This is a genomic window from Nitrospirota bacterium (genome assembly GCA_035516965.1).
Taxonomy (GTDB): Bacteria; Nitrospirota; UBA9217; order UBA9217; family UBA9217; genus MHEA01.
Window position 1 is genome coordinate 1 of the sequence record DATIZR010000032.1, and the last position, 7,516, is coordinate 7,516.

Consider the following 7,516-nt stretch of genomic DNA (forward strand, 5'->3'; position numbering starts at 1 on the left):
TGGCTGCCGGAGCCTTATTCCCTCCGGGATGTCGCGCGATGGGTCCGCAAGGCCGCTGCGGAAGGCCCGCAGCGCTTCGAATGGAAGGACCTCGACCGGGAGGGGCGGACGTATTGGCGCGACATCTCCCTGAAGAAAATCGTCCTGAACGGCGTTCCCCGCGTCATGGCCATCACCCAGGACATCACCGAACGCAAGCGGGCCGAGGAGTCGCTGAAACGAAGTGAATCGGAGAATCGCGTGCTGATCAACGCCCTTCCCGACCTGCTGTTTCGCATAGCCCGCGAAGGTACGATACGGGACTATCGCTGCTCCGACGCTTCGACATTGTACGTTCCGCCCCACGTGTTCCTGGGGAAAAAATCCAGGATGTTCTCCCCGCGCCGATCGCCGGCCGGGCGATCGAGCTTATGGGCCAGGTGTTCGCGTCAGGCAAGCCGCGAACGCTCGAGTACGAACTGGACGTGCACGGCGAAGCGCGATTCTACGATGACCGCATTGTATTTCTGGACCAGGACGAAGTTCTGCATGTCATTCGCGACATCACCGAACGCAAGCGGGCGGAGGAGGCGCTGAGGGTCAGCGAAGAAAAGTTCCGGAAAGTGTTCTATACGAGCCCGGATGCAATCAATATGAACCGCCTCAAGGACGGCGAATACGTCTCGGTCAACGAGGGATTCACCCGCATCCTGGAGTATACCGAGGAAGAGGCCGTCGGCAAGACATCCCTTGCGCTGAACATATGGGTCGACCCCGATGACAGGAAAAGGCTGGTCGAGGGCCTTCGGGAACACGGTGCGGTAAAAAATCTCGAGGCTCGCTTCCGCGGGAAACTATGCGAGATCGATCCCCTGGTGAAGGCGATCATCTCCAGCGGATACTCTGACGATGCTATTGCCCTGAGCGATGGGAGGCAAGGATTCAGCGCGTTTCTCAAGAAGCCCTATGATGTCGCCAGTCTTCAGGCAGTGCTTGACGCGATGCTCAACGCATAACGCTCGCTGGTACGTGCTGAAGTGCGCTGTCGGGGAAGGATTTACGGGAAGGGACGTACGCTACGGGAATGATGGACTCTCCCGTGAGGCTTGCTGGTTCTCCATGCTCTACGCTGTCTTTGACGCAGCGACCGGGGGTGGGGGTGCTGCCTGGTTCTTTTTTTGCTCGTACAGCGCCATGAGCGGTTTTATATCGATATGGAGGAAATTCGCGTAGATCTTCAGGTATCCCTTGTCGAACACCCTGGGGATGATCTGGAACTTCCCATCCTCAAGGGCCCTGATGTAATGAGAGCTTATGCAGGTCTGTCGGGCGACATCGCCGATCTCGAGGCCAAGCGCCTGCCGTCCGTCTTTTAAAAGCCGACCGATCTCACGCATATGCGCCCTCCCGACAAAGAATAGCCGCAGACAATGCAGTGAATGCCGTTCTGCCTGATCCCAGGTTGGCTTCGGTTAAAAAAACTTTACTCAAAGTGCGACCGAGAAAGCTGGCGCAACATTATTCGTATGATCAAGAGTGTAACGCTATCCACGATGAGGCGGGCAAGATTAAGCTGATCGAGCCGGTTTTACGCATTTATATTATCTAAGTAGCACGAAAGCCGCATAAAATCAACATAAAAAGTATGGTTTTTTATAATAAATTTTCTCTTTCAATGGCCATACAATATATTGTGGATCATGCTTCAAGGCACACAAAATACTGCTTTCTCTATGCCTGACGCGTGATACGTGCTGCCTGGCAAGCAGGCTGGAACCTGCCGATTATACATGATTTATTGTGATCGAAGGTAGTTGACGATGGTATGCACCGGAGACCAACCATTGAATCCCACGACTTGCAATCCCCGGCTCTGCCGGGATTATGCGTCGTAGTCCGCGCCCTGCACTCGCGCTATTGCACTCGTGAATGCTGGGTGCAGGAGGGAGGTCGCGTTCCTAGAGGGAGCCCCCGCCTCCTGCCGGCAGGAGATCCACTTGTCCCCCGTGCCCCCGTGTCGGAGCCTGGGATTCTTACATTTAAGTCCATGAGTCTTTGCATTCGCTTGCGGGGCATAATTCCATGAAATACAAGATCGACCTTCACGTTCATTCTTTATACAGCACGGATAATGACGCCGACCCCGAGGAATCTATCCTCCGCGCCATCGAGCGTGGGCTCCACGGGATCGCGTTCACTGAGCACTACTGGTACGGAGTCTCCGAGCCGGTTGAGGCGCTGAAGGAAAAGTTCGGCAGCAGCATCAGTATCTTCCGGGGCGTCGAGTTTTCCGCTGCCGAGGGCCACTGCCTCGTGTTCGGCGTTGATACGGACCGGATGGCAATGAAACACGCACCCGTCTCCGAGCTGGTCGCCTCCGTCAACAAGGCGGGCGGCGTGGTGATCCCTTCCCATCCCTACCGTCCTGGCACGAGCCTCGGCGAACTGGTCCGGAGTGTGCCCGGGATCTGCGGCCTCGAAGGATGCAACGGCGCGAACATGCATGCCTACAACGTGAGGGCCATCGAGACGGCTGCCGCGTTGAAGCTGCCCTACACCGGCGGGTCCGATGCCCACGATCCGCGGGAGGTCGGTTCCTGCTATACCGAGTTTGACCACGCGGTGACCTATGAGAACTTCATAGAACTGCTCAGGGCGGGGAACTACCGGGGAGTGGACACGAGAAGGATCTCGAGGGTGATGCCTTGGTGAGAGTGGCGGATACGTCGTACCAGTCCAAAGCGGGTTCCCGCGTTGTCAGAGCGGGAATCCTTTTTTGTCGGTAACGAGTGCTCCGGGGAAGGACGCTACCCGAGATGATAACGAACGAGAAGCGTCTGGATGCCCCATGCCATTACGATGCAGACCGGAAGGGTCAGCACCCAGGCGAGCACGATCTTGCCGGCGATGCCCCAACGGACCGCGGAGAGCCGCTTGGTGGCGCCGACTCCAAGGATGGCCGTGGACACGACGTGCGTCGTGCTGACCGGCAGGCCCCAGTGGCTTGCCGCGATGATGATGCCCGTCGACGCTGTTTCCGCTGCGAAGCCGTGAATGGGTTCGAGCTTCAGCATCTTGTGGCCGAGCGTCTTGATGATCTTCCATCCCCCAAAGAGCGTGCCGAAGCCCATGGCTACGGCGCAGATGAGGATGACCCATTTCGGCACATCGACGCTCTTCAGCACGCCGCCGCTCACCAGGGCCATGGTGATGATGCCCATGGCCTTCTGCGCATCGTTGGACCCGTGCCCGAAGGCCATGAAGGACGACGATATGATCTGGAGCCTGCCGAAGTACTTGCTGACGGCGCCCGGAGAGAGCCGGCCGAAGAGACGCAGGATCAGCTTCATGAACAGGTAGCCGAAGACGATGCCGAAGACCGGAGAAATGAGGAGCGATGTCAGGATCTTGATGATGCCGTCGACGTTCAGGATGCCCGTACCCCCGTAGGCCATTGCCGCGCCGGCGATCCCGCCGAAGAGCGCGTGCGAGGAGCTGACGGGCAGTCCCACCAGGATGGTCATGATGTTCCAGAGGATCGCCGAGAGCAGGGCCGAGACGATGACCATGTCGGTGACGGCCTTGGGATCGACGATGCCCGTGCCCACGGTCTTCGCGACGGCCGTCGACAGGAAGGCGCCGAGAATGTTCATGCCCGCGGCGAGAACCACCGCCGACGTGGGCGACAGGACCTTGGTCGACACGACGGTCGCGATGGCATTCGCGCAGTCGTGCCACCCGTTCGCAACGTCGAAGACGACCGCGAGAATGATGATGAGGATCAGGATCTCATGCATGTTTCAGGACGATGCCTTCGAGGATATTGGCGATGTCCTCGGCCCGGTCCGAGGCGTCCTCGAAGAGCTGATAGATATCCTTCCACTTGATGATGTAAATGGGGTCGTTGTTGTCGTTCAGAAGCTTGCCCAGGGCGTCACGGTATTTCCGGTCGATGCGGTTCTCGAGCCGGTTCACCTCGATGCAGTGCTCCTGCACATGAGAGTACTGCTTGGACCGCAGCTCCCGGAGCGCCTTTTTGAGGACATCCGCCGTCATCTGGAGGTCTTCGGCGATGGAGATCACCTCGGGCGTGGGTTTTTCGATCTTGTAGACGACCATGCGGTCCACGGCCGCCCAGATGAGGTCGACCACATCGTCGATGCGCGAAGCCAGGGCGTGGATGTCCTCACGGTCGATCGGCGTCAGGAAGGTCTTGTTCAGGTCCTTCATGATATCGTGGGTCAGCATGTCGCCTTCCTGCTCGAACTCGTAGATGGCCTTTGCCTTCTTCTCGAAGTGCTCGAAGTTGTTGAAGGTGTCCACGAGGAGGTTCGTTGTCCGTGACAGATTTTCGAGCGCCCGGTCGAACTGCTCGAAGAAATCGATTGATTTGGGGAATAGCGCCATAGGGGTAGGGTTGTCTCCTTCGCTGAATTTGAGGCAGCCTTGGAGCGGGGCCTTTCAATTCCGGGTGAAAGAATAGCACAAAGAGCACACCCCTGCAACTCCAAAAAATTAAATACCTGATCGAAGTCGCTTACTGACAAGAGCATTAAATTCTTTGCGCCCCCGAGGACGCCGAGGAAAGCTGAACAGCCTTTATCACAGCATTTCTCTGGGACTCGGTGTCCTCTATGGCAAAATGATCTTGACTATAATATGCTCTCCTTGACATTTCTTCAGGATGAACCGGCATTCAGAATCGCGTGAAGGGCATCCCGGTTCTATGTTATAGTATCACCATGGTATCACGCGCCATTCCCGCGATCCTGTTCTGTCTCCTTTTTTCCCCTTCATCGTCCCTTGCTCAGCAGGCTCCTCTTTTGTTCACCCCCTCCTATCAGACCGTGCATGGCGGCCTCAAGATCGCCGTTCCGCCTGCCGCGGACAGTGTCCCGAAACTGGGCCTGGCTCTGGCCGGCGGCGGGGCAAAGGCCGCCGCGTCGATCGGTGTGCTGAAGGTACTGCAGCAGGAGGGCATTCCCATTGCGGCGATCGCGGGCACGAGCATGGGCGCTGGCGTGGGCGGCCTCTATGCAGCGGGCTACCAGCCCGACGAGATCGAACGGATATTCCTCGGCAGCGACTGGAACGACATCTTTAATGACAAGCCGGCCCGGGCGTTCCTGACGCAGGAGCAGAAGGAGGCCGAAAGCCGCCACCTCCTGGAGTTCACCTTTCAGAAGGGCCGCTTCATGCCGCCCGCGGGGCTGACGGCGGGACAGAAGCTGACGAACCTCCTGGTCTCCAAGACGCTCGCGGCCTCCTTTGAAGCGGACCTCGATTTCAACCGGCTGCGGGTGCCCTTTCGCGCCGTCGCGACGGACATAGAGACCGGCGACGCGGTCGTCCTGGACCACGGCCTGCTCCATGACGCCATCCGGGCCAGCACGGCGATCCCCCTCGTGTTCCAGCCCGTGGAGGTGCAGGGACATCTGCTCGTGGACGGCGGGCTGGTGAACAATCTGCCTGTCGAGGTCGTCCGCTCCCTGGGTGTGGACGTCGTGGTCGCCGTGGACGCCTCGGCAAAGCTCGAGAAAAAGGAGCGGCTCTCGTCCATGGTCGAGATCATGAGCCAGTCCATCTCGCTCCAGGTCCGGAAGGAATCGGGGCGCCAAGCACGGCTCGCAGATGTGGTGATCACGCCTGACACGTCGGACTATTCCTTCACCGATTTTCCGCTGATGGAGGGGATCATCCGCAAGGGCGAAGACGCTGCGCGCGCAGCGATGCCCCGCATCCGGGAACTCATGAGCCGGCAGAAGGGAGCGCCAATGGCCTCCGAACGGTTCCTGATCACCACCCTGACAATCCGGGGCAACAGGACCGTATCCGATCCGACCCTGCGGTTCGCGCTGAAGCAGGTGCTCTCACCCCGGGAAGCAACCGCCGTTGATATCCGGAGAGCGCTGAACGAGGTCTACCAGCTGGGCTACTTTTCGGACGTCGTGCTCTCCCTGGAAAAAGAGGGAGCGGGCCACCGGGCCGTGCTGACCGTGACCGAGAACCCGGTCATCACGGCAGTCACCGTCTCGGGGAACACCATCCTGTCGAAGGAGGCGATCCTTTCCACCCTCACTTGGCAGGTCGGCAGGCCCCTCGTCACGACGCGCGTCGAAGAGGAGCTGGACCGGATCGTGGCATCGTGCCGGAGCCGGGGTTATCTTCTCGCACGGGTTCAGCGCACGGAGGTGAAGACGGACGGGACGCTCGCGATCGAACTGTATGAAGGCAGGCTCGATTCGATCACGATCACGGGCGATACCACGACCAGCAGGTACCTCATCCGGCGGGAGACCATGACCCGGGCGGGCGCCCCGCTCAACTTCGACATCGCGGCCTACGACATCCAGCACCTGTACGCGCTGGATTATTTCGAATCCATCGGCGTGGACATGCAGAAGAGCGCCCAGGGCGGGCTTGACCTCACGCTCAAGATCAGGGAAAAACCGTCGAACCGGATCCGCCTCGGCCTCCGCTACGACCTGGAAGACCATTTCACGGGGCTGACGGACCTCCTGGTGGACAACGTGTACGGCAGGGGCATCCGGGTGTTCCTGAACACCCGCTACGGGAACTATACGGACCTCACCTTCGGCTACACCTCGCCCCTCGTGCTCCGGATGAACTTCCTTCATACGGTCGACGTATTCTACCGGGACCGCACGTACTTCCTGTACCAGGACAAGCACAAGGTCCGGGAACTGGACATCACGCGCAAGGGCGCCGAAGTGTCCTTCGGATACCAGTGGTTCCGGTTCGGCGACACCTATCTGCGCTACCGGTTCACCTCGGACACGAGTGCGGATGTCCTGGGGCTCGCGCCGCTTTCCGAGATCGCGCGCATCGGGAGCCTGGCCTTCCTGTCCACCGTGGACACGCGGGACAGCAGCACCTTTGCCCACCGGGGCCTGCTTCTCAAGGCTTCCTATGAAACTGCCGCCCCGGCCTACGGCGGGAACGTCAAGTACACCAAGACGGCCCTCTCGGCGCAGCAGAGCATTCCCTTGGGCGACCGCCACACCATCATCCTCGAGGCTTCGGGAGGACTGGGAAGCGGCGTCATTCCCTATGAGGAGCAGTACGGCATCGGCGGAGCGGACTATCTCATCAGCACTCCGCTTCTGGGTTACCAGCGGCGCGAGTTCACGGGGAACGATCTCCTCGCATTGTCAGCGGCCTACCGGTTCAAGCTCATCGATTACCAGCTGAGCCTGGTCAAGGCAGTGTACATCAACTTCTCCTATGGGGCCGGGAACGTCTGGAACACGAGGGATGGGATGTCGGTCAGGGACCTCAGGAGCGGGGGCGGGATCGGCCTGTATGCGGACACGATCATCGGCCCGGTCCGGCTCGATTTCGGCGAAGGGGAGCAGCACCGGTACGCGGTCTATTTCTCGGCGGGGTTTGATTTTTAGTTATTTAGTCGCGGTCGAGTGTTCCGGCGTTGCTTGTCGCCTTCAGAGACAGGAGATGCTTTTGGGGGTGCACTGTAATCAGGTAAGTGGAGCCGAGATCTCATTAACATGGATGAATA

The 7,516-nt window shown here is 59.4% G+C and carries 7 protein-coding genes; 4 read left to right on the forward strand and 3 right to left on the reverse strand.

What is annotated here, in order from left to right; all coding sequences use genetic code 11:
* Both VL197_03960 and VL197_03965 read left to right on the forward strand, forming a co-directional pair.
* On the forward strand, positions 1 to 576 hold a 576-nt coding region (locus tag VL197_03960), incomplete at its 5' end, for a PAS domain S-box protein (protein ID HUJ17126.1).
* On the forward strand, positions 465 to 995 hold the full coding sequence (locus VL197_03965) for a PAS domain S-box protein (protein ID HUJ17127.1): 531 nt from the start codon (positions 465 to 467) through the stop codon (positions 993 to 995). The genes VL197_03960 and VL197_03965, both read left to right, overlap by 112 nt.
* A gap of 108 nt (positions 996 to 1,103) precedes the next feature.
* On the opposite strand, the gene VL197_03970 is transcribed toward VL197_03965, so the two are convergent.
* Complete coding sequence (locus tag VL197_03970; protein HUJ17128.1) at positions 1,104 to 1,376, reverse strand: helix-turn-helix domain-containing protein; 273 nt, start codon at positions 1,374 to 1,376, stop codon at positions 1,104 to 1,106.
* Positions 1,377 to 2,061: 685 nt separating this feature from the next.
* Between VL197_03970 and VL197_03975 the strand changes: the two genes are divergently transcribed.
* Positions 2,062 to 2,691, forward strand: a complete 630-nt coding sequence (locus tag VL197_03975) for a PHP domain-containing protein (GenBank protein HUJ17129.1) — start codon at positions 2,062 to 2,064, stop codon at positions 2,689 to 2,691.
* A gap of 95 nt (positions 2,692 to 2,786) precedes the next feature.
* Here VL197_03975 and VL197_03980 read toward each other — a convergent pair whose 3' ends face one another.
* Together VL197_03980 and VL197_03985 are read right to left on the reverse strand one after the other, a co-directional pair.
* The gene (locus tag VL197_03980; GenBank protein ID HUJ17130.1) at positions 2,787 to 3,776 is read right to left on the reverse strand and encodes an inorganic phosphate transporter; all 990 of its coding nucleotides are present in this window, start codon (positions 3,774 to 3,776) and stop codon (positions 2,787 to 2,789) included.
* Positions 3,769 to 4,386, reverse strand: a complete 618-nt coding sequence (locus tag VL197_03985; protein ID HUJ17131.1) for a DUF47 family protein — start codon at positions 4,384 to 4,386, stop codon at positions 3,769 to 3,771. Before VL197_03985 ends, VL197_03980 begins: the two co-directional genes overlap by 8 nt.
* Before the next feature lie 416 nt (positions 4,387 to 4,802).
* On the opposite strand from VL197_03985, the gene VL197_03990 reads away from it, so the two are divergent.
* Positions 4,803 to 7,397 carry a patatin-like phospholipase family protein gene (locus VL197_03990; protein HUJ17132.1) on the forward strand — a complete coding sequence of 865 codons (2,595 nt, stop codon included), beginning with the start codon at positions 4,803 to 4,805 and terminating at the stop codon, positions 7,395 to 7,397.
* Positions 7,398 to 7,516: the final 119 nt, after the last annotated feature.

Excerpts from the sequence above, each read along its gene's own strand:
- VL197_03970 (HUJ17128.1), bottom strand. The coding sequence starts at position 1,376 with ATGCGTGAGATCGGTCGGCTTTTAAAAGACGGACGGCAGGCGCTTGGC.
- VL197_03975 (HUJ17129.1), top strand. The coding sequence starts at position 2,062 with ATGAAATACAAGATCGACCTTCACGTTCATTCTTTATACAGCACGGAT.
- VL197_03980 (HUJ17130.1), bottom strand. The coding sequence starts at position 3,776 with ATGCATGAGATCCTGATCCTCATCATCATTCTCGCGGTCGTCTTCGAC.
- VL197_03985 (HUJ17131.1), bottom strand. The coding sequence starts at position 4,386 with ATGGCGCTATTCCCCAAATCAATCGATTTCTTCGAGCAGTTCGACCGG.